The organism is Myxococcus sp. CA051A, from assembly GCF_013336705.1.
Taxonomy (GTDB): Bacteria; Myxococcota; Myxococcia; order Myxococcales; family Myxococcaceae; genus Myxococcus; species Myxococcus llanfairpwllgwyngyllgogerychwyrndrobwllllantysiliogogogochensis.
The window spans coordinates 240,740-266,280 of record NZ_JABUMS010000012.1 but is presented as its reverse complement, the minus strand read 5'-3'; the positions used below and the strand labels follow the sequence as shown (position 1 = coordinate 266,280).

Sequence of the window (25,541 nt, the reverse complement as noted above, 5' to 3'; positions counted from 1 at the left end):
CGGGGCTCACTTCTCCGCCGCGCGGAAGACTTCGTCGCCGCCCACGACGGTCAGGCGCACCTGGGCGCCTGGCAGCTCGGCGACGGGCGCGTCCACCGGGTCCACCGACAGCGCGACGAAGTCCGCGTCCATGCCGGGCTGCAGCCGTCCCCGCCGCGCCTCCGCGAAGGAGGCGTAGGCCGCGCCCACGGTGAAGCCCTCCAGGGCCTCCTCGCCGCTCAGCCGCTGGTCCGCGTACCAGCCGCCCTCGGGCGTGCCGCGCGCGTCCTGCCGCGTGCGCGCCGCGTAGAGACCCGCGAGCACGTCCGGCCGCTCCACCGGGAAGTCACTGCCCAGCGCCAGCACCGCGCCAGAGGCCTTCAGGCGCTGCCACGCGTAGGCGCCTCGAATCCGCTCGGCGCCCACGCGGGCCTCCGCCCAGGGCATGTCGCTGGTGGCGTGCGTGGGCTGCACGCTGGCCAGGAAGCCGCCGCGCCCCAGCCGGTCGATGTCCTCCGGGCGCATCACCTGCGCGTGCTCCACGCGGTGGCGACCGTCACGCGTGCCCGTGGCCTCGGCCGCGCGCAGCAGCGTGTCCAGCACCAGCGTGTTGGCGCGGTCTCCAATCGCATGCGTGCACACCTGGAAGCCTCCCGCCATGAAGGACCTCACGCGCCGCTCGTACTCCTCCGGCGTCATCATCAGGAGCCCCCGATGCCCGGGCTCGTCGCTGTAGTCCTGGTGCAGCGCCGCGCCCCGGCTGCCCAACGCGCCGTCCAGGACGAGCTTCACCGCGCGCAGCGTGAGGCGCTCGCCCTGGTAGGGGCCCTCGCGCAGGTACGTCTCGCGGTCCGCTGACTGCCCGTCCGCCATGGCGTAGACGCGCAGGGGCAGCTTGCGCTCCTTGTCCCAGCGCTGGAGCAGGCGGAAGGTGCGCAGGTCCATGCCCGCGTCGTGGACCCCCGTGAGGCCCGCTCGCGCGGCCCGGGAGAGCGCCGCGGTGAGCTGCGCGGCCAGCTCCGCCTCCGTGAGCGAGGGCAGCACGGCGTAGACAAGGCCCATGGCGTTGTCCACGAGGATGCCGGTGGCCTCACCGTCCGCGCCGCGCAGAATCCGTCCGCCCTCCGGGTCCTTCGTGTCGCGGGTGACGCCCGCGCGCCGCAACGCCTCGCTGTTGACCCACGCCGCGTGTCCGTCGATGCGCGCCAGCATCACCGGCACGTCGGGGTGCTTCGCATCCAAATCCTGCCGCGTGGGGAAGGCCTTCTCCGTCCAGTCGTTCTGGTCCCATCCCTGGCCGACGAGCCACTCGCCCTGGAACGAGGTGCTCGGCGCCGAGGCGACGCGCGCCAGGGCCTCCGCCTTGGACGTCGCGCCCAGCAGGCTCACCGTCGCCTCCCACTGGCCCAACGCGGACAGGTGGCCGTGTGAGTCCGTCAGGCCCGGCACCACCGTGGCCTCACCCAGGTCCACCACGCGCGCGCCCGCGCCCGCCGCGGCGAGCACCTCATCCCGCGTGCCCGTGGCCAGCACCTTGCCCTCGCGCACCGCGAGCGCCTCCACCACCGGCCGCGCCGCGTCCAGGGTGCGGATGCGCCGCGCCACGTACACCGACGTGCCCGTGGCTTCCGCACCCGGCGTGTTGCGCGTGCAGCCGCTCGAGGCCGAGAGAAGGACCACCGCACCGAGGAGTCCGCCGAGTCGTCGCAGCATCTTTCGCGCACCTGCCTGGGAGACCGCCCCGAGCGTGGGACGGGCGCGACACTCTGGCGCACCCGCACCGCACGGGCCAGCATCCGGCGCGTGACGCGCCGCGGCCCGGGCCCACGGAGAATCCCACCGACTGGCTCCGGGCGGCCCCTTCACTCCAGGAGGGACCAGGCGACTGCTCCAGGTGTCGGGCTCGGGCGCGCCCACCCTCCGTCGCACCGCACGCGGAGCGAGGGCAGGCGGCGAAAAGATGGTTGCGCCACGCAAGCTTCCTGTCCGGGGGGCTTGACGTCAGAGAGGGGGACTTGGCGACGAGCCGGGGCGTGAGGGATGTTGCGGCGTCTCACGTTCCCTGGAGTCGTCATGAACCTGAACCTGTCCAAGTCCCGGCTCGGGCCCACCGCGCTGCTGGTCGTCGCCGCCCTCTGTCTGACCACCGCCGCGGGTTGCGCCGGCCGCCGCCGCGAAGCCTTCCTGCACGACAAGACGCGGACCCACGTGTACCGCAAGCCCATGGCCGAGGTGTGGCCTCAGGCGCTGGCCCTCCTCAAGGAGAAGGGCTACTCGCTGCGCGTGGGCGCGCAGGGCTTCGAGGCGACGTCCGAGTGGCTGATGCACGGCGCCCCCTCGTCGCTGGGCACCACGCAGGTGCGCTACCACGTCAAGGGGACCGAGCGTGGCCCCGGCCAGTGCGCCATCGAGTTCCACAAGCAGTTGGCCACGGAGACCAAGAGCGCCAGCTCCGGAGGCCGTTCCCAGGAGCTGAATGACCCGGGCGTCCGCGCCGACGGCGGCAACATCAACCGCGACGCGGAGATGGAGTGGGAGCTGCTGCAGAAGGTGGACGCCGAGTCCGCCGCCGCGCTGCGCGCCGAAGCGGACAAGGTCCAGTAACGCTGTCCCCGACAGGAGCCGCCGCTGACGCGCGCTACTCGTCGCGCAGCGGCAGCTCCAGGGTGAGGCCGTCGTACGCCACTTCCAGGGGCCCCTTGAACTCCTCCCGCGCCTGGTTGAGGAGTTTCGCGGGGTCCGTGTCGTGGCGGCTGGACAGGTGGGTGAGAATCAGTCGCCGCGCTCCCGCCTCGCGCGCCACCCATGCCGCCTCCCGGGCCGTGGAGTGATGCGTCTCCTGGGCCCGCTCCTGCTCGTCATCGGAGAAGGTGGACTCGTGGATGAGCAGGTCGGCGTCCTTCGACGCGTTCACCACGGCGGCGCACGGCCGGGTGTCTCCGGAGATGACCACCCGGCGTCCGGCGCGCGGCGGGCCCAGCACGTCCTCCGGCTTCACCGTCCGCCCGTCCTCCAGCGTCACGGCCTCGCCCTTCTGGAGCTTGCCGAAGCTGGGGCCCGGGGGCACGCCCAACTCGCGCGCCTTCTCCACGTTGAAGCGCCCCGGCCGGCCATCCTCCACCAGCGCGTACGCCAGCGCGTTGATGCGGTGGTCCACGCCCACCACGTGCAGCGCGTAGCCGTCGCGGCGGATGACGTCGCCGTCCTTCACCTCGTGGATTTCGATGGGGAAGGACATGGCCTCCACGCCCAGGTGCACCGCCTGGTGCAAGAGGCGCCGCGCGGGGGGCGGGCCGTACAGGTGGATGGCGTGCTCGCGCCCCATCATCCCCAACGTGCGCAGGAAGCCGATGATTCCCAGGTAGTGGTCGGCGTGGAAGTGCGTGAAGAAGACCGCGTCCACCGTGAAGCCGGTGCCAAAGCGCACCATCTGCCGCTGGCTGCCCTCGCCGCAGTCGAACAGGAGCAGGTCCGTGTCCGCCTTCACCGCGAGCCCGGACAGGTTGCGGTGAAGCGTGGGCTGCGCGGCGGAGGTGCCGAGGAACGTGAGCTTGAGGAGGGACATGCCGGCACTTCCCACGCGAAGAGAGTCTCCCGCGCCACACCCACGGCGCGAGGCGCCATTTAGCAGGGTTTGGACCCTCCCGTGCTATGAGGCCGCGCTCCCAGACACCGCCATGCCTGAATCCCTGACGTTCGCTCCCACCCCCGACCCTCGCCGCGTGCGCGCTCCGGATGGACGCGTGCTCACCGTGCCGGAGGGCTGGGCCCTGCTGCCCCCCGGTGACGCCGGCCTCACCCGCCGTGTGAAGGCCGCCGGCTCCACCTGGACGGTGGTGGAGAAGGTGGGCCGCAAGCTCTTCTCCCGGGGCGTGTGGGCCCCCGAACCCCACATCCACCAGGCCCGCGCCGCGCTGGACTCCGAGCGCGCCACGCCCGCCTACGCGAAGAAGCTGGCCGCCGGCCGCGAGCGCCGTGCCCGCGAGCAGGAGCAGTACGAGGTCGACTTCGCCAACGCCGTGCTGCGCTTCCTCGCCTTCTCTCCCGCGTGGCTGCCCCATGCGAAGCGCCTGGCCGTGCTCGTCGCCGCGCATGCCACGCCCGTGGGCAGCGGCACCGTGGCCCGCACGGAGCGCATTCCCGTGGAGCGCCGCGCGGAGGCCGCCGTCATCGCGTGGATGCGGCACCAGACGACCAGCTACGACAACCTGAAGATTGCCCGCGTGAAGGGCGCGCGGCGCGAGGTGCGGCGCGAGCTGGCGGAAATCTCCCGCGCCGTCCTGGACCTGCACCGCCGTGACGTGCCCCACGGGCCCACGGCGTGTCCGCTCTGCACCGCCCTGATGAATGTGGGTGGTGGTGCGCGGCAGGGCTGACCCGGGCGCTGGGGCTGGAATACCGACGGGTTTCTGACCCGCCGTTCAGTCAAGTTGCGCCATTAATGACCGCCGGGTTAGTAACGGGTCCGCCATGCCGAGACCCGCTGACCCTCATGCGAGGGAAGCCCTGATGACCGCGGCCCGAGCGGAGCTTGCCCGCAAGGGGCTGCGCGGGGCGCGAATCGAGGACATCACCGCCGCGTGTGGGCTCTCCAAGGGCGCCTTCTATCTGCACTTCCCCTCGAAGGAGGCGCTGTTCGCGGAGGTGCTGGCCCTGTTCGAGTCACACCTGACCGAGGTGAACACGCGGCGGATGGCGGAGGTGGAGCGCCACTTCCGTGAGCAGGGTGTGATGGGGCCGCGCGACAGGCTGGAGCGCAGCGCGCGTTATCAACAGTTCTGCGAGCTGGAGGCGGCGTTCGATTTGGAGTCGCTCGAGCTGATGTGGTCCTACCGGGACGTCGTCTCGGTGCTCCTCAGCGGCAGTCAGGGCACGCCCTTCGAGTCGCTCCTGTGGCGCATGACGGACGCGCAGGTGGAGCGCGTGGCGGGAGACTTCCGGCGGTTGCAGGAGGCGGGCGCGGCGGACCAGGAGATGGACGCGAAGCTGTTCGCCTCCGTCATCGTCGGCGCGTACGTGCTCCTGTCCCAGCGCATGGTGCACCTGCCGGAGAAGCCGGACCTGTCCGCCTGGGCGTACACGCTCCAGCGCCTGTGCGAGGGCGGCACGCTGCCCCGCTTTGATGCGCCCGTGCCCGTGTCCGAGCCCGTTGTCTCCCGGGCCAAGCGCCCCACGACTTCCCAGCGCCGGCCTCCCGCCCGCGCGAAGACCCGCCACACCCCGAGGAAACGCCCGTGAACCCCACCTGGAAACCTTCCGCCCCGCGCGCGCTCGCGGCGTTGGGTGTCGTCGTCACGGCGCTGTCTCTGCCCGCTTGTAGCAAGGCGGATGCTTCCTCCACGCCGGCCGCCGTCGCGAAGACGGACGCGGCGGCGCCCACGGTGAAGCTGGTCGCCACGCGCACGGTGCGAGCCGCGCCCCGCGAAGAGGTGACGGGCACGCTGTTCCCCGCGCAGGCGCTCCAGGTGGGCTTCGAGGTGGGGGGCCGGCTCGCCGCCGTGAAGCTGGGCAAGGGCGCGGCGGTGAAGAAGGGCGACGTGCTGGGGCAGCTCGACGTGGAAATCGTCGACGCGCAGGTGGCGCAGGCGCAGGCGGCGGTGGCCGCCGCGGAGGCCGGTTCGACGATGGCGTCCGACGTGGCCTCTCGCAACGAGGCGCTCCAGAAGGAAGGCGGGGTGAGCGACTTGCAGAACCGCTCCACCTCCGCGACGGCGGCGCAGGCGCGGGCGCAGCTGCTGGCGGCGCAGGCGCAGCTGGCGCAGGCGCGAGCGGCGCGGCGGCGGCATGACCTGCGCGCGCCCTTCTCGGGCACGCTCATCGACGCGCCCGAGCAGACCGGCGCCACGGTGGGGCCGGGCACGCCGCTGTTCAATCTGGAGAACCTGGACACGCTGCTGCTCAAGACGACGGTGTCGGAGTCGCTGCGCTCGCGGCTGAAGCCCGGCGCGAAGGTGCGGGTGGAGTCGATTGGGAGCGCGGGGGTGTTCACCGAGGACGCGACGGTGCGCACCATCCTCCCTTCCGCGGACCCGGCCACGCGCCGGGTGCCGGTGGAGCTGTCGGTGCCCAACGCGGATGGCCGCTTCGTGGCGCACACGCTGGCGCGCGCGGTGCTGCTGTTGGGCGAGGACCAGGACGCGCGGGTGTTGCCGGGCACGGCGCTGTCATCCTCCAACGGGGACCATGTCTTCGTGGTGGGGAGCGGCGGCGAGGTGAGCCGTGTGGACGTGCAGGTGTTGGAGCGGCGTGAGCGCGAGGTGGTGGTGCTGGCCCGCTCGCCGCTCGAGTCCGTCATCGACCACCCCACGCCGGGCCTGTCACAGGGCTCGCGCGTCACCGTAAAGTAAGGGGAGGCCGTCCATGTTCCTCAGCGACGTCTCCATTCGCCGGCCGGTGTTCACGGCCATGTTGTCGCTCTGCCTCATCGTCCTCGGACTGATGGGCCTGGGGCGCCTGGGCACGGACCTGTATCCGGACGTGTCCTTCCCCGTCGTCGTCGTCACCACCGTCTACAAGGGCGCGGGTCCGGGTGAAATCGAGACCCAGGTCGTCAAGCCCGTGGAAGACGCCGTCGCGGGCATCAGCGGCGTGGACAAGATTCACTCCTGGAGCCGGGAGAACCTGGGCACGGTGGTGGTGCAGTTCACCCTGTCCACCAACGTGGACCGCGCGGTGCAGGAGGTGCGCGACAAGATTGCCGGCATCGCGAACAAGCTGCCGCAGACGGCGGACGCGCCGGTGGTGGGCCGCGTGGACCTCTCCGCGACGCCCATCCTCACATACGCCGTGTCGGCGGACATGCCGTCGCAGTCGCTGCGCCGGCTCATCGACGACCGAATCAAACCCGCGCTCGCGCAGCTCGAAGGCGCGGCCGAGGTGCGCATCACCGGTGGCGACACGCGCGAGATTCAAATCGACGTGGACCTGGACAAGGCGCGCTCGGCGGGAGTGTCGCCGCTGGACATCGCTCAGCGCGTGGGCGCGGAGAACCTGGACCTGCCGGCGGGGCGACTGGCGCTGGGCGCGAGCGAGCTGACGGTTCGCTCGCTGGGGCAGTTCCGCGACGTGGACGAGATTCGCGCGTTGCCCGTGGCGCGCAGCCGGACGGGTTCGCAGGTGCGGCTGGATGAAATCGCCACGGTGACGGACGGCGTGGCGGAGCGGCGCACGGTGGCGCGGCTCAACAGCCAGGACGCGGTCATCCTGGAGGTGGTGAAGCAGCCGGGCTCGAACACGGTGGCGGTGAGCGACGCGGTGAAGCAGGTGCTCCGGGACATGGCTCCGGAGGTGGGGCAGGGCTTCACGGCCACGCTGCTCATCGACCAGTCGGAGCTCATCCGGGAGAACGCGCACGAGGTGTGGATTGCGCTCGTCTTCGGCGGTGCGATGGCGGTGCTCATCATCCTGATGTTCCTGTTGGACGGGCGCGGCACGTTCATCTCCTCGCTGGCGCTGCCCACGTCCGTCATCGGCACGTTCTTCGTGATGTACCTGTTGGATTACACGCTGAACCAGATGACGCTCCTGGGGTTGTCCCTGGCCATCGGTCTGCTCATCGACGACGCGGTGGTGGTGCGCGAGGCGATTACGCACCGGCTGGAGAAGGGCGAAGACCCGATGAGCGCGGCGGCCAACGGCACCAACGACGTGGGGCTCGCGGTGCTGGCGACGACGCTGTCGCTGGTGGCGGTGTTCGTGCCGGTGGCCTTCATGCCCGGAATCGTGGGGCAGTTCTTCAAGCAGTTCGGCATCACCATCTCCGCGGCGGTGCTCGTCTCGCTGTTCATCTCCTTCACGCTGGACCCGATGTTGTCGGCGCGGCTGGCGAAGAAGCGGGTACCGGGAGAGGTCCACAAGGAGAACGCGGTGGCGTCGGGGTTGCGGCGCTTCCTGGACGGCACGGAGCGCGTCTACGCGCGCATCCTGGGCTGGGTGCTGGCGCACAAGTGGGCGACGGCGGGAATCACCGTGGTGGTGCTGGTGCTGTCCTTCGGAGCGGCGAGCCGGCTGGGCGCGGAGTTCATCTCGCCGGAGGACCGCTCGCAGTTCCTGGTGGATCTGCAACTGCCGGACTCCGCGAGCCTGTCGGAGACGGAGGCGCGCACGGCGGAGGCGGAGGCGTTTCTGCGCAAGTTGCCGGAAGTCACGGCCATCTATTCCATCGTCGGCACCAACGGCGATGTGAACAAGGCGCGCATGCGCGTGCTGACGGTGGGCAAAGGGCAGCGCACCAAGGGCATCCCGGTGCTGAAGGACGAGGCGCGCGCGCTGCTGACGCCGCTGGTGGCGACGCGGGTGAACCTGAGCGACCCGCCGACGATTGAGGGCCTGGGCGACTACTACCCCATCATGGTGCGCATCACCGGGCCGGACCTGTCGCGCGTCAATCAGGAGGCGGAGCGCGTCGCGGGCATCCTTCGCGGGCTGAAGGGTACGGAGGACGTGCGGGTGGAGGCGAACCCGCCGAAGCCGGAGCTCCAGGTGCGCATCGACCGGGCGCGCGCGAGCGACGCGGACATCAACGCGGCGGGGCTGGCGACGCAGCTGCGGCTGGCCATCAGCGGCGACGTGGTGGCGAAGCTGCGCGAGGGGACGAACGAGACGGACATCCGCGTGCGGTTGGCGGAGCGGGACAGGAGCACGCCGGAGCGGGTGCGGCAGCTGGAGGTGTACACGCCGCGCGGGTTGAGGCCGGTGTCGGACCTGGCGCAGGTGGAGCTGCGGGACGGGCCGAGCGTCATCGAGCACGAGAATCGGGAGCGGCAGATTGCCGTGTACTCGCAGCTCGCGAAGGGCGCGGCGCTGGGCGACATCGCGAAGGCGTTGAGGGAGCAGGTGGCGGTGGCGCCGCTGCCTCCCGGCTATGCCATCGTCTATGACGGGCAGATGAAGAGCCTGGATGAGCAGAACGAGGCCTTCAGCCTGGCGTTCGGTCTGGCGTTCGTCTTCATCTACATGGTGCTGGCGAGCCAGTTCGAGTCCTTCAAGCACCCCTTCACCATCATGGCGTCGCTGCCGCTGGCGCTGGTGGGCGCGCTGCTGGGGTTGGTGGTGACGGGTTACCACCTGTCGATGGGCGCGATGATTGGCGTCATCCTGTTGATGGGATTGGTGACGAAGAACGCGATTCTGCTCATCGACGGTGCGTTGCAGCACCTGCGTGAGGGGGACTCGGTGGACGTGGCGCTGATGAAGGCGGGGCCCCGGCGGCTGCGTCCGATTCTGATGACGAGCGCGGCGATGGCGATTGGCATGGTGCCGACGGCGGTGGGCTCGGGGACGGGCTCGGAGTTCCGCGCGCCGATGGCCATCTCGGTGATTGGTGGCGTCATCACCTCGACGTTCCTGACGCTGCTGGTGGTGCCGGTGGTGTTCGCGGCGATGGAGAAGGTCGGCTTCTGGAGGACGACGAAGGCGGAGGCGCCCGTGCCCGAAGAGGCCCCCGTGTCACCCGGGCCCAGCCCGGCCGCGTGACGACAGCGCCGGGCCCGAGCGTGGGTGTCTCGGGCCCGGTGTCCGGCTCAGTCCTTGAGGCCCGCGAACTTGCGCGCCTCGGCGAGCGCGCTGGAGTCAGGGAACAGCGTACGGGCGAGGGTGGCCGTGGTCGCGGCGCCCTCGGTCTTCCCCTGCTCCCCAAGGGACTCGATGAGGCCGGCCCAGGCTTCTTCGAGGACGGTCAACGCCCGGGTGGCTGCCTCTCGGTAGAGGGCCTCCGCCTCCAGGGGTGCGTCGCGGACGACGCTCTTGAAGCGGGCCAGTCCGATGAGCGCCTCAGGCGTTCTGTCCGAGGCGTCGACGGCGCCCAGGAGCAACTGCTCGACCTCCGCGAAGAAGGTGGCGGGGTCCGCGAGGTCTTCCTTCCCCCAGAGCAGAGCCCGGCTGGAGAGCAGCAGCCCTGGCACATGGGCGGGGCATTGGGTTCGCAAGCGTTCGAGCAGTCGCAATTGCTCCTCGCTGCCCCATTCCAGGCGCTTCGCCTCCGACAGTAGCTCCAGCAGTTCGTGGGGGCTCGGGTGCATGAGGGCTCACAGCTTCTGAAGCAATCGGGAGTTGTCCTTCGCCACATCTTTCAAGAGCTTCAGCGCGGTCTGAAGCTCCTTCTTCGTTCCGATGCTGAAGTTCTCCGCGTCATACATCTTCTGGAGTTCATGCCGCGTGAAGTCCTTGAGCCGGGAAGGGAAGCTCGGCACGCGCTGCAGCCGGGCAGGTATCTCTCCCAGCTTCATGGAGAGGTCGGCAATCTGTCGGCGAAATGCCGTCGCCGCGGACTGCTCAATGAGTCCCGACGAGGTGGACTCGGCCACGAGCGCTTCGGCTTGCGCGAACTGGCCATCCGAAATCAGGTGGGTGATTCGCGCTTCCGCGCTGTTGCGGCCGAAGCCGCCACCGCTGCCCTCATCGACGTGAGCGCAGGAGAGCAGGCCGCATCCGATGGGGACGAGCGCGAGAGCCCAGCTCTTTCTTCGTGCCCGCGAAGTCATGCGGACGAGGGTACCTACAGGCTTCGGTGCGGCCCAGGTCATGGGCGGACACCTGTCTGCTCGTGAGCGCTCGAAACCTCAGCCGCCCGTGTACACGGGTGTCATCGCGTCGATGATGCCGTGCATGAGGCTCTGGCCGTCGGGGGTGTCCGGACACAGTCCGCCCCAGACGAGCGTGAGCCGGTCGGCCACCGGGCGCCAGTACATGCGGCCTCGCATGGCCACCGGCTCGTAGCTCTCCCGGCCGCCCGCGAGGTAGTCCTCCTCCGGCATCCCGAACACCGCGTAGTAGCTCAGGTCCGGCGCGTCCGCGTCCTCCGTGCGGTGCAGCCCGCTGGGAATCACACAGGCCACGTCCGCGCTGTGCCACGCACCCTGCCGGCCCGTCGTCACCTCGCGGACCTCGAAGCACATCCGCGACGCCGGACACCCCAACTCCCCCGCCGTCAGGAAGTTGTAGTCCAGCCGCGGAATCTCCAGCATCTCCTCCACGTCCGGCCGCCCGTCACTCCGGAAACCCCACGGATTGCCGTCGCGCTTGTACGAACGCACCCCATACGCGCCATAGAAGACGTTGTACCAGGGGCTGTGCGGATTGAAGTAGTCCGAGCACCCCGCGCCATCCGGGAAGTCCGCGATGGTGAACGCCACCAACAAGTCGAACAGCCGCTTGTTGTCGAACGCCAGGAACGGCTCGCGCGCCACCGCCCCTATCGAACCCCGGATGCGTGGCACCGGCGTCGCGATACCCACCTCCTCCAGGAAGTTCGTCTTGCCCGGCAACGGCGTTGCATTCATGGCCATGACGGCCAGCTCTCGTTGTAAACCCATGGAATTCCGTACCCCGCTGCCACAGCTTATGGGACCGGAGTACACTGGTGAACATGCCGGAGAAGCTCGTCTTCGAGCACACCTTCGAAGGCCTCTTCGTTCGCGGGCTCGCGGGACGTGTCACGCCGGCCTTGAGGGAACGGCTGCGGGAAGTCGGCCTGGACCTGGAGAGCAAACTCCAGCCCGCCTACGGCTTCGACACCTGGTGCTCCGCCGTCCGTGTCACCGCCCGCGAGCTGCACCCCGAGGAGCCGCCCGAGGTCGGCTACGCCCTGCTCGGCGAGCGCATGGTGGACGGCTACCGCGAGACAGTCATGGGCCGCGCCCTCTTCAGCGTCATCCAACTGCTGGGCCCCCGACGCGGCGTGGGCCGGGCGCGGCAGATGTTCCGCTCCGGCAACAACTACACCGAGGCCCGCGTCGACGACGTCACCTCCCGGGAGGTCGACGTCTGGATGAACGAGGCGGGCCCCATCCGCTACTTCACCCAGGGCGCCCTGCGCGCGGGCCTGCGCGCCACCGGCGCCGTCCAGCCGCTCGTCACCGTGCGCGACTTCACCGCCCAGGACGTCACCTACCGCTGCACCTGGCGCGATGGGCTCGACCCCTGAGCCGGGCCTGCTCGCGGTGGATCTGGGGCTGCGCTCGGGCCTGGCCCTCTACGGCCGCGACGGCCGCCTGCGCACCTACCGCTCCCAGAACTTCGGCAGCCAATCGCGGCTGAAGCGCGCCGTGCCCTCCGTGCTCGCGGGCACCGGGCCCCTGGCCTTCCTGGTGCTCGAAGGCGGTGGGCCCGTGGCCGACGTCTGGGAGAAAGAGGCCCTGCGCCGCGCGCTGCCCGTGCTGCGCGTCTCCGCCGAGGACTGGCGAGAGCGGCTGCTCTACGCACGCGAGCAGCGCAGCGGTGGCCAGGCCAAGGACGCCGCGGATGGCCTTGCCCGCAGGGTCATCGACTGGTCCCACGCCTCGAGGCCCACCTCACTGCGCCACGACGCCGCGGAGGCCATCCTCCTGGGCCTGTGGGGCGTGCTGGAAGTGGGCTGGCTGCCCCAGGTGCCCGCCGAGGTGCGGGCAAGATAGGTGGACGCGCGCATCCGGGGGCCGCGAGCGGACACCGGCTCCTGGTATGACAGCCAGATGCCCTGGACCTGGAGCCGTCGATGAAGCGTTGGGTGGATGCGCTCGCGCGCACGGGCTACCGGGGCGCGTACGCGCTGGCGCGGGTGTACTGGCTCGTGCGCCACCCCCGGACGCAGGGCGTCTTCGTGGGCGTCTGGCACGAGGGGCGCGTGCTGCTCCTCCAGAACTCCTACAAGCACCAGCTCAGCATGCCGGGCGGCGGCATGGACGCGCACGAGTCCCCCGCCGAGGCTGGCGCGCGCGAGCTGCACGAAGAAGTGGGCGTGCGCGTGGACCCCGCGTCGCTGCGGCCCGCCTTCGAAACCGTGGGCACCTCCGAGAACAAGGAGGACCATGTCCGCTTCCTGGAGCTGGACGTGGACTCCGAGCCCTCGCTCACCATCGATGACCGGGAGGTCACCTGGGCGGCGTTCATCGACCTGGACACCGCCTTGAGACTTCCTGTCTCCCCGCTGGTGCGGGCATACCTGGAGCATGCGCGTCCGCGCCGGAAGTGAGTCACCTCCGTGAGCGGTTGTCCCGGTGCAGGGCTATCGCCAGACGGCGCGAGCCGCGCGGTCGAGACAGGCTGTGAAGACAACCGCGCGCGACAAGACAAGGCGTCGAGGAGGGGGTCGCGCGCGGGTAGGACGAGACGTCAGCGAGCGTGCGCGGCGGCCTGCTCGTTCACCAGGAAGTGGCGGGTGCGGGCCTTGGTGAGCTGCCGCTCCGCCTCCTCCAGGGACACACAATCCACGGTGATGTCGTCGTTGGGCGCGGCCTCGGAAGCCACTCGCGCCGTCTGCAACCGGGCGATGGTGGAATCCGACACATGCGCGCACATGAGACAGCCTCGCTGACGACCGTAGGCCACCACCTCTCCGAAAATCGTGGCGGACTCCGGTTCCAGCGCCTTCAACCCCCGCATATCCGCCAGCACCAGGTGCCGGCCTCCCGCATACGCATCCGTCGCGGCCCGATAGGCCGTGGCGAAATCCTTCATCTCATTGGGTCGGACAAAGCCCTTCAGACGAACGGTGACCGTGCGACGGTTCGTATCGTTGGTGACCTCGAACATGGGCCCTCCCTCCTAGGGAGAGAAAACAATAACAAACATCGGGGCCCGCTCGAAACCACCCCCAGAAACTTTGTCCGCCCTGGAATAGTCGAAAGGAATTGTGTCGAGACAGACCCGGTACGATGGAACATTGCCGCCACCCCACAGCGCGTTCCACGCCAACGCGAATGCTCCACGCCGGATGTGAAATCGAGTCCGGGATGACTCAGGCGCGCTGACTGCTCTCACCGGTGAGGACGGCCGAGCCGATGAGGTGCGCCAGTCGCAGCGCCTCCGGGACGCGGCCCTTGTCCGTCACCAGCGCGAGTGCGTCCGCGACGAAGGAGGGCTCCGCGCCCCGCACCTGGAAGGTGAAGCCGCCCAGCTGATGGATGTCGCCCGCACGTCGCAGCCTGGCCCAGCGCGCGTCCGCCCGGGGCAGGCGCCGCAGCGCGCGCTCCACCGCGTCCAGGTCCGGAGGTCGCCGCATCACCGCCACGCAGGGCTTGCCCAGACGCGCCGCCAGCTCCGGCAGGTCCACGACGTTGAAGCCCCCGAAGGCGATGCCGTCCAGCAGCACCAGGTGCAGCTGCGGGAGGAACTTGCCGCCTTCCAGGAGCCGGCACACCTCGCGCGTGGCGTTCCAGCCGTCGCGCCGCACGCGTCCCCAGACGAGCCCCTCGAAGCGCGTGCCCGCGCACACCACGCCCGCCAGCTGGACCGCGGAGCCCGCGCGGCGAGCGAAGGGCGCATCGTCGAAGCCGATGACTCGGGGGAAGCGGGGCAGGCGCATGGCCTGGCAGCCTCGCAAAGCGCGCGGGACTTGAGGACAGCAAAAGGAAGAAGCCCGACCCCGCGCACGCGGAAGCCGGGCTTCAGGGAACACCGTGTCGGAACGCTTCAGGCGGCGCGCACGTTCTGCGCCTGCAGGCCCTTGGGGCCGCGGCCGACCTCGAACTCCACCTTCTGGCCTTCCTGCAGCGTGCGGAAGCCATCCATGTTGATGGCCGTGTGGTGGACGAACACGTCCTCACCGCCACCGTCCTGCACGATGAAACCAAAGCCCTTCGCATCGTTGAACCACTTCACGGTACCAGTTGCCATGTATCGCGTTCTCTCGGGTGGTGCGGCGCGCCGCGGTTATCGGCCTTTGAGAAACTAGAGGCCGTAAGTCGGGACGTAGTTTGCCCGGGCCGACCGTCCGAGTGGAAGCCCCCTTGGCTGCTTGCCAGCAGGGTGGGGTGCGGAGTGGTGGCTGCCATTCCTGCTTCCGGGGGATGGACAGGCACCGCGCGCGCCTGGGGATGCGTGCCTACCGTCATGGAAGCCCCTGGCTTCCCTTGGAAAGGAGCGTCCCATGGCCGTGCCGACCCCTCCGAATCCCACCCTTCCCCCGGTGTCCGCCCCGCCTCACCGGGAGCCAGGGCCCCGCCGGATGGCGCGGCACGTGGCGGACAAGAGCGCCCGGGCGGGCATCCTCTCCCGGCCCCTCTTCGAGCGGCTCCCCCTGCGCCGGTGGGTGCCTTCCGAAGTCCACACCCTGCTGGACTACCGGGGAGGCGTGGCGGCGATGGTGTCGGGGCAGCTGTCCAGGGACAGCCGGGCGCGCCGGGCGGGGAGGGTGCTGGGGGCGACGGCCATTGGCGTGTCCCTGTTCACCGACGCCCGGCTGAGTCTGGCCAGGCTCATCCCCATCGAAGCGCACGAAATCTTCGACTACGTCCACGGCACGGCGGCGGTCCTGGCGCCCTTCGTGCTGGGGTATGCCCGGAAGCACCCCGTCGTCGCCACGGTGCACGTGCTCCTGGGGCTGTCGTCGTTGGCGGTGGCGCTGGTGACGGACTACCGCTGCCAGACGGGCATGCACCTGGGCGGGGAGCTGCGCACGGACCCGGAAGGCATTGGCGCATGAAAGCGAAGCGGCGGGGCCCCGTGAGGGCACCCCGCCGCTTCAATCACTTCAGGCGTGTGAGTGGACGGCTCAGGCCGTCTTCACGGCGGCCTGGGGCTTCGCGTCGGAGGACGACGCGCCGCTGTTGCCGCTGACGCTCTGGATGCGCATCTTGTAGAAGCTGCGGTAGACGAACACCGTCGACAGGGCGAAGAACACCACGGAGAAGATGCGGGTGAGACTGCCCTGGCCCGCGGCCTCCAGCTCCACCGCCAGCTCCACGGCGAGCAGGCCGAAGAGGGTGGTGAACTTGATGACCGGGTTGAGCGCCACGGAGGACGTGTCCTTGAACGGGTCGCCGACGGTGTCACCGACGACGCAGGCCGCGTGCAGCTCCGTGCCCTTGGCCTTCAGCTCCACTTCCACCAGCTTCTTCGCGTTGTCCCAGGCGCCACCGGCGTTGGCCATGAAGACGGCCTGGTAGAGGCCGAAGATGGCGATGGAGATGAGGTAGCCCACGAAGAAGTACGGCTCCAGGCAGGCGAACGCGAGCGTGCTGAAGAAGATGGCGAGGAAGATGTTGATCATCCCCTTCTGCGCGTACTGGGTGCAGATTTCGACGACCTTCTTGGAGTCGGCCACGCTGGCCTTCTCCACGCCCTCCAGCTTGATGTTGGCCTTGATGAACTCCACCGCGCGGTAGGCGCCGGTGGACACCGCCTGCATGGACGCGCCGGAGAACCAGTAGATGATGGCGCCGCCGGTGATGAGGCCCAGGAGGAACGGGGCGTGCAGCAGCGAGAGGAACTGCGTCTTCTCGGTGTTGAGCTGGCCGTTGGTGATGCCGACGAGCAGCACGATGATGGAGAAAATCATCGTGGTGGCGCCGACGACGGCCGTGCCGATGAGCACCGGCTTGGCGGTGGCCTTGAAGGTGTTGCCCGCGCCGTCGTTCTCCTCGAGGAACTGCTTGCCCTTCTCGAAGTCGAGGTCGAAGCCGAAGTCGCGCTTCACCTCCGCCTTCACGTCGGGGACGTTCTCGATGAGGGACAGCTCGTAGACGCTCTGCGCGTTGTCCGTCACCGGGCCGTAGGAGTCCACGGCGATGGTGACCGGGCCCATGCCCAGGAAGCCGAAGGCGACGAGGCCGAAGGCGAACACGGGGGCTGCAATCATCAACTGGCCCACGTCCGCGCCGGGCACGCCGGAGCCGCTGAACCAGAACGCCAGGCCCATCAGGCCGGCGATGATGAGACCCATCCAGTACGCGGAGAAGTTACCCGCGACCAGACCGGAGATGACGTTCAGGGATGCGCCACCCTCGCGGCTGGCCGTGACGACCTCGCGAACGTGACGGCTCTCCGTGGAGGTGAAGACCTTGATGGCCTCCGGGATGATGGCGCCCGCCAGCGTGCCGCAGCTGATGATGAGCGACAGCTTCCACCACAGCGTCGGGTCGCCGTTCAGGGTGGGGATGAGCAGGTAGCTGACCAGGAAGGTCAGCGCCACGGAGATGAGCGACGTCACCCACACCAGCGCGGTGAGAGGGTGCTCGAAGTTCATGTGGTCCGCGTTCTTGTACTTGGCGGACTGGTACAGGTTGTTCAGGCCGTAGGCGGCCAGCGACGCGAGCACCATCACGATGCGCATCACGAAAATCCAGACCAGCAGCTCGACGCGGAAGCCCTCGCCCACGGCCAGCAGGATGAAGGTGATGAGCGCCACGCCCGTCACGCCGTAGGTCTCGAAGCCGTCCGCCGAGGGGCCCACGCTGTCGCCGGCGTTGTCGCCGGTGCAGTCCGCGATGACGCCCGGGTTGCGCGCGTCGTCTTCCTTGATTTTGAAGACAATCTTCATCAGGTCGGACCCGATGTCGGCGATCTTCGTGAAGATGCCGCCGGCGATGCGCAGCGCGGAGGCGCCCAGCGACTCGCCGATGGCGAAGCCGATGAAGCAGGCGCCCGCGAAGTCCGCCGGGATGAAGAGCAGGATGGCGAGCATCAGCAACAGCTCGGTGCTGATGAGCACCATGCCGATGGACATACCCGCCTGCAGCGGAATGGCGTACGTGGGGTAGGGCTTGCCTCGCAAGCTGGCGAAGGCGGTGCGGCTGTTGGCGAACGTGTTGACGCGGATGCCGAACCACGCGACGCCACACGAGCCGGCGATGCCCACGAGGCTCGCCACCAGGATGATGACCACGCGGTCCACGCCCATGTGGCGCAGGAACCCGAAGTAACCCACCATCACCACGGCGATGAGCGCCCACAACACGGCGATGAACTTCAACTGCGTCATCAGGTACGTCTTGCACGTCTCATAGATGAGCTCGGAAATCTCGAGCATCGCCCGGTGCACGGGCAGGTTCTTGAGCGAGGCGTACTGCATGAAACCGAACACCAGTCCGATAACGCAGACCGCGATGCCGGAGAGCAACAGTTGGTGCCCGTTGATGCTGCCGCCAAAGAATGACTTGGAGGCGAAGTCAGGGAGAACGAGGTCCGCCTCACTGGCGTGGGCGGCGCTGGCGGCGAACACCGTCAGCAGCCCGAGGGCTTTGACGGCGACACCGGTGACGCCCCTACGCAGGGCGTCCATCCGTGGAACAGTGCGTGTCATGGGGGTGCAACTCCTCACAGAGGCTCGTCCAAAGCGCGGCCCACAACGCCGCGCCCCGGAGTGAACAGGGAGTGGTGTCGAGGGGTTGGCCGCCTGCGAGCGAAGTTGCCGCGCGCCGACGCTTCAGCACAGCCTCGCCCTTCAGGGTGCAACGTCACACGCCTGAAGGCGGGCTCGCGAATAGCATGGACAGGCGCTGAAAGTCGAATTGCGGGGTGTGATTGTCCGCAACCTGATCCAACGGTGGGGGGAGCTGGGAGCCCCGCAACCCGTCAGGTGGTGTGTGTATGTCAGGGCTTCAGACGGAAGAGAATGCCATCCTGGGGATGCGGGTAAGGGGTTCCCGCAGGTTGGGCGCGCCGCAGCGCGACAGCGACCAGGGTATTGCCAGATCCATCCACTGACACCGAGCGGGCTGTCGGGGGGAGGGGACTGGAGAAGCCTCGCACCCAAAGGGAGTCTCCCTTTTCAGGCAGGAGGCGGGCGACATAGAGGCCGGCAGGAGAAGGCGCCCGGCCCAAATCCAGTCCTCCGTCATGGGTGCCGGTGAGCGTGAGCTGTCCCGCGTCATCCGTGGCGAGCGCCGTGGCGGTGGCGGCGAAGGAGCGCGCCCAGCGTTCTTGGCCGTCCGCGTTGAAGGCCGCCACGAAGCCGTGATGGGCGCCCGCGTCATGAGGTTTGTTCTGAAAATAGAAGCGGGTGGAGAAGGAGCCCGCGACGAAGACGCGGTCCGGGCCGACCGCCAGCGCGGAGACAGCTCCGGTGGCGCCTCGGAAGTCCCGGCTCCACGCGTGGGTGCCATCCGGATGAAGCTTGAGGACGAAGGGCGTGCGTTGGCGCACGGTGAGGAACGAGCCTCCGCCGAAGCACACCGCGCCCGCGTATGCGCCACCAATATAGATGCCGCCGAAGGCGTCCACCGCCGTCGCGCGCGCCGTCAGCAGGCCCTGTGTCCCCGCGGACCAGACGCGGCTCCAGCGCGTGTGGGCGTCCGCGCCCAGCCGCACCACGAAGGCGCCCCGCTCGCCATCGGGTGGCTCGCGCACGGCGTCGCCGAAGTCCCGCGCCCCGGAGAAGTCTCCCACCACCACCACGCCCGCGTCGTCCCGGGCGACGGCGTGCACGGTGAGCGTGCCCTCACCCGCGAAGCCCTTCACGTGTTCGACGGCGCCCTCGGCCGACAGGCGCGCGACGAACGGCCCGTCCGGCAGGCGCGCGGTGCCCCACTGGGAGCCCGCGGAGGCGCCGCCCAGCCAGACCTTGCCCTGGGTGTCGATGACGAGTCCGCCCACGCGCGCGTTGGACGTGCCCTCACCTGGTACGAGCCCATGCGCCCAGCGCAGGGCCCCGTCCGGGGAGAAGCGCGCCACCATCATGTGAGCTCTGGATGCACTCCGGTTGAAAGGCAGGGGGCCGCCCCCCACGTCCAAAGGCTCTCGGTATGTCGCCGCGACGAGGACGTCCCCGTTGGGGGCCGTCACCGCGTGTGGCGCCTCGCTGTCCCCGTTCGCCAACGGGCGCGACCACGCCATGACCCCCTCGCCCTCGTTTGTTCCTTCCGCCGCCGCCGCCACCCTCAAGCCCGGAGCACGTGGAGCCGCCAGGGCTTGCTCCCCGCACGCCGCGAGGAGAGGACCCATCAGACACACCACGCTCACCCAACGCCACCCGACCATGCCCGCCCCGACCTCTCCCGCCCCCGACCCCCGACGACCCCCTGCCCTTCAACCGCGGGGACGCTTCTGCAAGGTGATTGCCAGCAGTCCTTCCGAAAGGCGCTTCCCTCTGGGCGCGAGAGGGACCCCGGCCTGGGGGACGAGAAAGGTGTTCGTTCTCCTGAAAAAATCCCTGTCCACCAGCCAACGCTGGAGGAAAAACGACGCGCCCGGCCGGAAGGCAGACAGGCCTGTAGCGCTTCGAGCAGGCAGGTGGGCGTGGCGCGTGGCCCTCATCTGTCCTGGGGATGACAGGCGTCGTGAGGGACTCGGTTTCATCCCGGCGCGTGGACAAGGCGGGTGACGGGGCGGATGCGAACATCACGATTCGATGAAAAACACGAACATGCAACGAATTGGGTTTCGCGTGTCAGTGCTGGCGTGACGTGACGCTGGCCAAGATTTGACAGAGTTGAGTCAGTGATTGTCTGTCCATTCAGGCACCTTGCGTTGCGTTGAATCCAGCACAGCAGCCAAGGAGCCGTCCATGAACAGCATGAAGTGGGTGATGTCCGCCACGGTGGTTGCCATGTCGGTCGTGGGTTGTGGAGGTCAGTCCGGCGCGGGGGCTCAGACTGCCCAAGCGGTGGAGCAGAAGGCGTCGCTGGCCATTCCGAACTTCCATGGTTCGGACACGCTGAAGGAGGCCCTCATCGCGGCCAACATCCAGTCGGGTGCCGGGCTGAACATCGAGGGCAAGGGTTCTGGCGTGGGCGAGGCCTGCCTGCGCAATGGCGTGGGCTCCAGCGGCTTCTGCGGCTCGGGGGCGCAGACGCTGGCCCCCATGTCGCGTGACTTCGCGGCGCCGAAGACGGCGTCGGGTGCGGCCTGTGTGAGCGGCACGGCGACGGGCGCCTGCTGCCCTGGGGAGCGCAGCAACACCATCGCCCTGGACGCGGTGAGCGCGTTCGTGTCGTCGGCACGGTTCGCGCTGTTCCCCGACTTCGACCCCAGTTCCGGCGTGGAGAAGGGCCTCACCACGGAGGAGCTGCGCCGCATCTTCTTCGCCACCGACAGCGCTGGCGTCGCCATCACCGGTGCGTGCCCCACCAACTGGAACGCGTTCGGTCAGCCGTCCGCCACCATCGTCAAGTACCGCCGCGATGACCTCTCCGGCACCACCGACACGTTCAAGTCGCTGCTCAAGGGCGGCACCTTCTGTCCTGGCATCACCGTCATCGTCGACGGCTCTGTCTCCAACCCCAGCCCCTGCACGTCCTCGGACAGCGCCACCACCTGCATCGGCAAGCTGACGGTGAGCAACAACAACGCCATCGCCTACGCCGGTGACTCGGCCACGCAGACCGGCAACGACAAGCTCCACCTGAAGGCCGTGGCCCCCATCACCCCGACGACCAGCAAGTATATTGCTCCCAGCGAAGCCAACGTGCGCAAGCTGCTGCAGTCTGGCGCGACGGATGTCTATCCTCTCTCTCGCCGCATCTTCCTGAACGAGAACGTCAACCGCGCCAAGTCGTTCGAGGAGGGCGTCCTCTACGAGTGGATCTACGACACCAACTCGACCGAGTTCGAGGAGATCCTGACGCAGCAGGGCTTCATCGCGTGCGCGCCTGAAGAGCTCCTGACGCCGCTGGCCTGCGGCGGCAACCTGGGCCGTGGCGCGGGACTCTGCTCCGGCATCTGATGTGACGTCACGCCTCGACAGTCTTTGTCACTGAATGCTTCGGGCCGGAGGGCACCTGTCTGCCTCTCCGGCCCGTCTCTCGTGGAGGGAAGACCCTCCGCGCCCACCTGTGTCAGACGAAAGCCCCATCCACCATGCGCTCTCAGCTTCGCGTCCTGTTCCGCTCCTCCCTGTTGTTGCTCTCCACCTCCTGGCTCGGCGCTCCCGCGCTGGCGTCGGACCTCCACGCGGCACCCTGGGTGTGTCGTGATTCCCGTGGCGCAGTGGGCGACGTCGAGGAGATTTCCCTTCCCGCAGGCGCGGGCCCGCTGAGCATCGCCCTGGGGCCCGACCTGGCGCTCTGGTACACGCAGGCCGGCTCCGGAAAGATTGGCCGCTCCACTCGCGCGGGCATCACCTCCGAGTTCGCCCTGCCCACCACAGGCGCGGGCGTGCAGCAGATTGCCTCTGGCTTCGATGGCAACCTCTGGTTCACGGAGCTGGCCGCCAACCAGATTGGCCGCATCACCCCGGCCGGCGTGGTGACGGAGTTCCCTCTGCCCAACCGGGGCGCCAGCCCGGCTGGCATCGCCGCGGGCCTGGACGGCAATGTCTGGTTCACGGAGGTCATTGGCAACCGCATCGGTCGCATCACCCCCTCGGGTGAAATCACCGAGTTCGCCCTGCCCACCGCCGCCGCCCAGCCGCGCGCCATCACCCAGGGCTTCGATGGAAATCTGTGGTTCGTCGAGCAGGCGACCAACAAGGTCGGCTCCATCTCCTTCGAGGGTGTCATCACCGAGTTCGCCCTGCTCACCGAGCGCTCCTCTCCGTCCGCCATCGTCGCGGGCCTGGATGGCAATCTCTGGTTCACCCAGCAGGCCGCCAACCAGATTGGCCGCATCACCCCGGACGGCGTGGTGACGGAGTTCCCGCTGCCCACCGCCGGAAGCCAGCCGAACGCCATCGCCCTGGGGCCGGATGGCCAGCTCTGGTTCACCCAGCTCGCGGGCAACCGCATTGGCCGCATCACCTACTCGGGCGCCATCACCGAGTTCGCCCTGCCCACGCCCGGCAGCCGCCCGTCTGGCATCGTCATCGCGCCTCCGGGCAACTGGTGCCTGGACGGGCATGTCTGGTTCACCGAGCGCGGCGGCCACAAGCTCGGGAAGCTGCGCGCCATCGCCGTTCCCTGACGTTCCGGGGCGTGACGATTCCGAGACAGACATGCTTCCGGATGTGCGGGGTGGTGTCTGATTTTGTTGCAAGGACTTGTCATTCCCTGTCGGAACCCACGACTAGGGTGCACCCATCCTGGCAGGTCCTCCGTGTCTGACATGACTCGGAGGGCCTGGGGGCGACCACGGTGCATCCAAGGGGATGCGGGAGGGACATCAACATGGGGATGACTCGGATGGGGACTGCCCCAGGCCGCGTGCTGGTGGTGTGTCTGTCGTTCTTCCCCGCCTTGCTGGCATGTACGTCGGAGCCGGCGGGCGTGGTGGAGGTGCCCGTGGTGGTGCCTCCCTTCCAGCGCGGCTGCACCCCGGCGCGCTCCAGCGAGAAGATTCCCCTGCGGCGGGCCGCCACCCGGGAGCCGGTGACGGAGAACTTCGACAACCTGCTGGCGCGCGTGGGGACGCAGTGTGCCTCCTGCCACCTGCCTCCCAACATCCAAGGAGGCTTCCAGTACACGGCGGACCTGGAGGGCCTCAAACGCGACGGCGCGCGGATGACCCTGAAAGCCTCTCAAGGAGAGATGCCGCCCAGGGCCTCACCCCAGCAGCTCAAGGAGGCGGTGGAGCTGTCCTGCGCGCTCAATGCCTGGCTTGCCCGGGGCTCGCCGACAGGCACGTTCCCCGTCGTGTGCGAGGCCAGCTCGGAGGGCGGCGTCACGGTGGCGCGGGAGGTGGGCGACTCGATGACGGACGTGGGCCACTGCATTCCGCAGGTCGCCAAGGACCATCCGCTGGGAATCGACCCGGAGAAGGACACCTTCTTCGCCGGACTCACGAAGCTGCCCCGCTTCTTGTCGGAGACCGACAGCGACATCATGACGTTCGACGCGGACAGGCTGGCCAACCACGGCACCGTGGCCTTCGCGCCCACCTATCCGCTCTTCTCCGACAACGCCAAGAAGCTGCGACTGGTCCACGTGCCACAAGGACAGTCCATCCGGTACGACGAGCAGACGCAGAAGTTCCACATCCCGCCCAACACGCGCTTCTACAAGACGTTCTTCAAGTCGGTGACGGACCTCCAGGGTCAGCGGCGCTACCGGAAGATGGAGACGCGGCTCATCATCGTCCGCGAGCCCTGGAACCAATCCCTCTTCGGCACGTACCTCTGGAACGAGGACGAGACGGTGGCGGAGCTGCATGACCTGCGCTACCGCGACAACGAGCCCTTCTCCGACCGTGTGCTCGTCTACAAGGCGTATGAGATTGGCGGCGCCACGCGCAACTACGCGATTCCCGGCGCCCACCGGTGCATCCAGTGCCACACCGGCTCCGAGGCCCAGAACTTCATCCTGGGCTTCACCCCCCTGCAGCTCAACCGCCGGGCCCCTGGCGAGGCCGGGGTGGATGCGAAGGCACTGATTGACGAGGACGAGCTGAATCAGATGGACCGGCTGGTGCGCTACGGCGTCATCACCGGCGTGCCCGCCTACCGCCAGTTGGAGGCGCTGGAGACATCCCTGCCCCGGCTGGAGCGCTTCGCCGAGGCGGCGCAGGCGGAGGCCCCTTCACCGGAGGCCCACAAGGCCACGCTGGAGCTGCAGGGCTACTTCGTCGGCAACTGCGGCCAGTGCCACAACCCCAACGGCTTCGCGGTGCGGAGCAACCCCGCCATCGCCTCGCTGGATTTCTCCGCGGGCGGCGTCCTCTTCGGCTGGAAGCCGTGCGGCGTGAAGGAGAGCAACGGCCAGCGTGTCTATGTGGACTGCGAGGTGAAGGACTACTCGCAGGACCTGCTTTTGCGCACGCCCTCCAGCACGCTCTACCAGCGCGTGGCGCGGGACACGGATGCTCGCGTCATCCACATGCCCACCAACGTGCCGGGCAAGGACTGCCGGGCCTCGCTGCTGGTGGCGCGCTACATCGCGGCGCTGGACTGGCCCGCCGACAAGCTCCTGCCGCCCGCCCAGCAGGCCGAAGCCCGGCAGGCGCGCCTGCGTCAGGCGGACACCGTCGTGGCTGGCGCGTGTACGGACCCCGCGGACGTGCAGTGGATTGCCGAGGACTTCACCGACAAGGTCCCCTACGAGCCGCGCAATCCCGCCTGGAAGGACGCCATCGGCCAGGGAGAGTTCGAGTACCTCACCCGATACGCCATCAGCGAGCGGCACGAGCAACTCGCCAGGAAGCTCTTCCCCACCAACTGGTGGTTGCCCAAGCGCACCTGCCGCTTCCCGCAGCGCGACAGTCCTCCGGCGGGGCATGACCCCTGGAATGACTCGCGCGACAAGTGGATGGTGAATGCGCTGGGCAATCCCCGGGCGCCCTGGGGCGAGCTCTACTACACGACGCCGGGCGCGACGGCCTTCCAGGGCATCTGCTCCAACTGCCACGGCCGCGTGGGAGATGGACAGACGGGCGCGGCGAAGGTGCTGGTGGCGCTCAATGGCGGTCGGGTGGCCAACCTCGTCGCCGGCCTGTTCGGCTCCAGGGATGGCGTCTCCCACCTGACGCGGTTCGACAGCATCAACCCGCACGGGGGCGCGCGCTACCTGGCGTACATGGCCTCCGGTGGGACGGCGGTCCAGTTCACTCCGGAGTTCATGAGCGCGTGGATCAAATACGGAGAGGTGGACATCGACTTCTCCCCGCGCACGTCGGACTGGAGCAAGTGGGGCGCGAACATGCTGGGCGCCGGGCGCGGCGCCTGTGACCTCATCCGCACGGGCAACTTCGGCACGGCCTCCGCCGAGCCTCCGAGCGGCAACCGCAACGCCATTGGCGGCGTGCGCATGTGGGAAGAGGTCTGCTCGCTCGACAACCCGCTGACGGACGCGGTCCGGGCGGGTCAGGAGCCCGCGCTGGGTGAGTGGCTTCAGCGCGCGCAGTTCAACGTGGGGGTGATGGCCTACTTCTACCTGTGCGATGAGCTGTCCAAGGGACCGGGCGCCATCTACCCCCTGCGGACCGAGTGTGAGCGACAGGTGGCGCCATGAGCCGCGCCGTCCCTGTGAGTCCTTCAGCGAGTCGATTCCTCCGGAGCGTCA

The 25,541-nt window shown here is 69.0% G+C and carries 22 protein-coding genes; 12 read left to right on the top strand and 10 right to left on the bottom strand.

The window, feature by feature from the left end:
- Nucleotides 1-6: 6 nt before the first annotated feature.
- Entirely contained in the window at nt 7-1,692 is a 1,686-nt protein-coding gene (locus tag HUA74_RS31205; RefSeq protein ID WP_174457457.1) for an amidohydrolase, read from the bottom strand.
- Between the two features lie 360 nt (nt 1,693-2,052).
- Between HUA74_RS31205 and HUA74_RS31200 the strand changes: the two genes are divergently transcribed.
- Nucleotides 2,053-2,583, top strand: coding sequence for a hypothetical protein (locus HUA74_RS31200; RefSeq protein ID WP_141645420.1), 531 nt, complete (start codon nt 2,053-2,055; stop codon nt 2,581-2,583).
- Nucleotides 2,584-2,617: 34 nt separating this feature from the next.
- Here HUA74_RS31200 and rnz read toward each other — a convergent pair whose 3' ends face one another.
- The gene (gene rnz, locus HUA74_RS31195) at nt 2,618-3,544 is read right to left on the bottom strand and encodes a ribonuclease Z (protein ID WP_141645421.1); all 927 of its coding nucleotides are present in this window, start codon (nt 3,542-3,544) and stop codon (nt 2,618-2,620) included.
- A gap of 112 nt (nt 3,545-3,656) precedes the next feature.
- Between rnz and HUA74_RS31190 the strand changes: the two genes are divergently transcribed.
- From HUA74_RS31190 to HUA74_RS31175, 4 genes are all read left to right on the top strand, one after another.
- Nucleotides 3,657-4,355, top strand: a complete 699-nt coding sequence (locus HUA74_RS31190) for a DUF2293 domain-containing protein (RefSeq protein ID WP_174457456.1) — start codon at nt 3,657-3,659, stop codon at nt 4,353-4,355.
- A gap of 133 nt (nt 4,356-4,488) precedes the next feature.
- The gene (locus HUA74_RS31185) at nt 4,489-5,217 is read left to right on the top strand and encodes a TetR/AcrR family transcriptional regulator (protein WP_246137434.1); all 729 of its coding nucleotides are present in this window, start codon (nt 4,489-4,491) and stop codon (nt 5,215-5,217) included.
- A complete protein-coding gene (locus tag HUA74_RS31180) occupies nt 5,214-6,326 on the top strand; it encodes an efflux RND transporter periplasmic adaptor subunit (RefSeq protein ID WP_141645424.1) in 1,113 nt (370 codons plus the stop codon). The genes HUA74_RS31185 and HUA74_RS31180 overlap by 4 nt, the downstream gene beginning before the upstream one ends.
- 13 nt (nt 6,327-6,339) lie before the next feature.
- Nucleotides 6,340-9,453, top strand: coding sequence for an efflux RND transporter permease subunit (locus HUA74_RS31175; protein WP_141645425.1), 3,114 nt, complete (start codon nt 6,340-6,342; stop codon nt 9,451-9,453).
- Between the two features lie 47 nt (nt 9,454-9,500).
- Here HUA74_RS31175 and HUA74_RS31170 read toward each other — a convergent pair whose 3' ends face one another.
- The 3 genes from HUA74_RS31170 to HUA74_RS31160 form a co-directional block, all read right to left on the bottom strand.
- Nucleotides 9,501-9,998: a hypothetical protein gene (locus tag HUA74_RS31170; RefSeq protein WP_174457455.1), complete on the bottom strand. Its 498-nt coding sequence runs from the start codon at nt 9,996-9,998 to the stop codon at nt 9,501-9,503.
- A gap of 6 nt (nt 9,999-10,004) precedes the next feature.
- Nucleotides 10,005-10,460 carry a hypothetical protein gene (locus HUA74_RS31165; protein ID WP_174457454.1) on the bottom strand — a complete coding sequence of 152 codons (456 nt, stop codon included), beginning with the start codon at nt 10,458-10,460 and terminating at the stop codon, nt 10,005-10,007.
- 78 nt (nt 10,461-10,538) lie between these two features.
- On the bottom strand, nt 10,539-11,264 hold the full coding sequence (locus HUA74_RS31160) for a hypothetical protein (RefSeq protein WP_254613969.1): 726 nt from the start codon (nt 11,262-11,264) through the stop codon (nt 10,539-10,541).
- Between the two features lie 80 nt (nt 11,265-11,344).
- On the opposite strand from HUA74_RS31160, the gene HUA74_RS31155 reads away from it, so the two are divergent.
- From HUA74_RS31155 to HUA74_RS31145, 3 genes are all read left to right on the top strand, one after another.
- Nucleotides 11,345-11,902, top strand: a complete 558-nt coding sequence (locus tag HUA74_RS31155; RefSeq protein WP_174457452.1) for a DUF2378 family protein — start codon at nt 11,345-11,347, stop codon at nt 11,900-11,902.
- On the top strand, nt 11,886-12,371 hold the full coding sequence (locus HUA74_RS31150; RefSeq protein ID WP_141645430.1) for a hypothetical protein: 486 nt from the start codon (nt 11,886-11,888) through the stop codon (nt 12,369-12,371). The genes HUA74_RS31155 and HUA74_RS31150 overlap by 17 nt, the downstream gene beginning before the upstream one ends.
- An 80-nt stretch (nt 12,372-12,451) precedes the next feature.
- Entirely contained in the window at nt 12,452-12,928 is a 477-nt protein-coding gene (locus tag HUA74_RS31145) for an NUDIX hydrolase (RefSeq protein ID WP_174457451.1), read from the top strand.
- A 140-nt stretch (nt 12,929-13,068) separates the two neighbouring features.
- Here the strand turns inward: HUA74_RS31145 and HUA74_RS31140 are convergent, their stop codons facing one another.
- The 3 genes from HUA74_RS31140 to HUA74_RS31130 all read right to left on the bottom strand — a co-directional run bounded on the left by HUA74_RS31140 (nt 13,069) and on the right by HUA74_RS31130 (nt 14,571).
- The gene (locus HUA74_RS31140; RefSeq protein WP_141645432.1) at nt 13,069-13,488 is read right to left on the bottom strand and encodes a hypothetical protein; all 420 of its coding nucleotides are present in this window, start codon (nt 13,486-13,488) and stop codon (nt 13,069-13,071) included.
- Between the two features lie 205 nt (nt 13,489-13,693).
- Nucleotides 13,694-14,260: a DUF99 family protein gene (locus HUA74_RS31135; RefSeq protein WP_174457450.1), complete on the bottom strand. Its 567-nt coding sequence runs from the start codon at nt 14,258-14,260 to the stop codon at nt 13,694-13,696.
- A 107-nt stretch (nt 14,261-14,367) separates the two neighbouring features.
- Entirely contained in the window at nt 14,368-14,571 is a 204-nt protein-coding gene (locus tag HUA74_RS31130) for a cold-shock protein (protein WP_015346287.1), read from the bottom strand.
- Between the two features lie 253 nt (nt 14,572-14,824).
- Here HUA74_RS31130 and HUA74_RS31125 point away from each other — a divergent pair, with 253 nt between their 5' ends.
- Nucleotides 14,825-15,379, top strand: coding sequence for a hypothetical protein (locus tag HUA74_RS31125; protein ID WP_174457449.1), 555 nt, complete (start codon nt 14,825-14,827; stop codon nt 15,377-15,379).
- Between the two features lie 69 nt (nt 15,380-15,448).
- Here HUA74_RS31125 and HUA74_RS31120 read toward each other — a convergent pair whose 3' ends face one another.
- Together HUA74_RS31120 and HUA74_RS31115 are read right to left on the bottom strand one after the other, a co-directional pair.
- Entirely contained in the window at nt 15,449-17,977 is a 2,529-nt protein-coding gene (locus HUA74_RS31120; protein WP_174457448.1) for a sodium-translocating pyrophosphatase, read from the bottom strand.
- Nucleotides 17,978-18,267: 290 nt separating this feature from the next.
- Nucleotides 18,268-19,353: a hypothetical protein gene (locus HUA74_RS31115; RefSeq protein WP_254625316.1), complete on the bottom strand. Its 1,086-nt coding sequence runs from the start codon at nt 19,351-19,353 to the stop codon at nt 18,268-18,270.
- A gap of 826 nt (nt 19,354-20,179) precedes the next feature.
- On the opposite strand from HUA74_RS31115, the gene HUA74_RS31110 reads away from it, so the two are divergent.
- The 3 genes from HUA74_RS31110 to HUA74_RS31100 all read left to right on the top strand — a co-directional run bounded on the left by HUA74_RS31110 (nt 20,180) and on the right by HUA74_RS31100 (nt 25,490).
- The gene (locus tag HUA74_RS31110) at nt 20,180-21,337 is read left to right on the top strand and encodes a substrate-binding domain-containing protein (RefSeq protein ID WP_174457447.1); all 1,158 of its coding nucleotides are present in this window, start codon (nt 20,180-20,182) and stop codon (nt 21,335-21,337) included.
- A 134-nt stretch (nt 21,338-21,471) separates the two neighbouring features.
- The gene (locus HUA74_RS31105; RefSeq protein WP_217443604.1) at nt 21,472-22,512 is read left to right on the top strand and encodes a Virginiamycin B lyase; all 1,041 of its coding nucleotides are present in this window, start codon (nt 21,472-21,474) and stop codon (nt 22,510-22,512) included.
- A 218-nt stretch (nt 22,513-22,730) separates the two neighbouring features.
- Nucleotides 22,731-25,490 carry a hypothetical protein gene (locus tag HUA74_RS31100; RefSeq protein WP_254625315.1) on the top strand — a complete coding sequence of 920 codons (2,760 nt, stop codon included), beginning with the start codon at nt 22,731-22,733 and terminating at the stop codon, nt 25,488-25,490.
- Nucleotides 25,491-25,541 lie beyond the last annotated feature (51 nt).